The 420-nt window shown below is 59.8% G+C and carries 2 protein-coding genes; both read left to right on the top strand.

Annotated features, from left to right (window positions below):
* Window positions 1-96: 96 nt before the first annotated feature.
* Window positions 97-279: a hypothetical protein gene (locus tag AC0L16_RS33620; RefSeq protein ID WP_473625819.1), complete on the top strand. Its 183-nt coding sequence runs from the start codon at window positions 97-99 to the stop codon at window positions 277-279.
* Window positions 276-395, top strand: a complete 120-nt coding sequence (locus AC0L16_RS33615) for a DUF982 domain-containing protein (protein ID WP_473625818.1) — start codon at window positions 276-278, stop codon at window positions 393-395. Before AC0L16_RS33620 ends, AC0L16_RS33615 begins: the two co-directional genes overlap by 4 nt.
* The last annotated feature ends 25 nt before the right edge of the window (window positions 396-420 follow it).

The following is a 420-nucleotide window of genomic DNA, read 5'->3' as shown; positions in this document are numbered from 1 at the left end:
AGTCTTACCGCTTGTCGACCATAGCCCAGCGGCGGAACCGAGTGCTGCCCGTCCCGTTTGCCGGCCAATGATAATTCAGAGGTAGGAGAGGTAGCCATGGCTGGCGATCCAACCGTCCTTAACTCAGGCGAAAATAGCGGCGGCACCCTCATGGGTATCCATTGGTTTCACCCTCCGGTCTACATCGGAACCGACCGACCTGAGTTCACCTACGTGTGTACCAATGTCGAGGGTGCCGCGGCGGAACTCATGAAGTGGACCAAGCGGGGACCTAAGTGAAGGAGGCCATCGAGGCTTGCGTCGCTCTCATTAAAGGCGAGCGCACGCCCGACGATGTAAGAACGGCGTTCGAGGCCGCTGCCGAGGAGGAGGGGTTGCTACGCTCCACTCATTAAGTTCGAGCGGCCCGACAGCCCCTCA

This window comes from Mesorhizobium sp. WSM4848, assembly GCF_055811375.1.
This window is presented reverse-complemented; position numbering and strand designations above follow the sequence as displayed.

Excerpts from the sequence above, each read along its gene's own strand:
- AC0L16_RS33620 (WP_473625819.1), top strand. The coding sequence starts at position 97 with ATGGCTGGCGATCCAACCGTCCTTAACTCAGGCGAAAATAGCGGCGGC.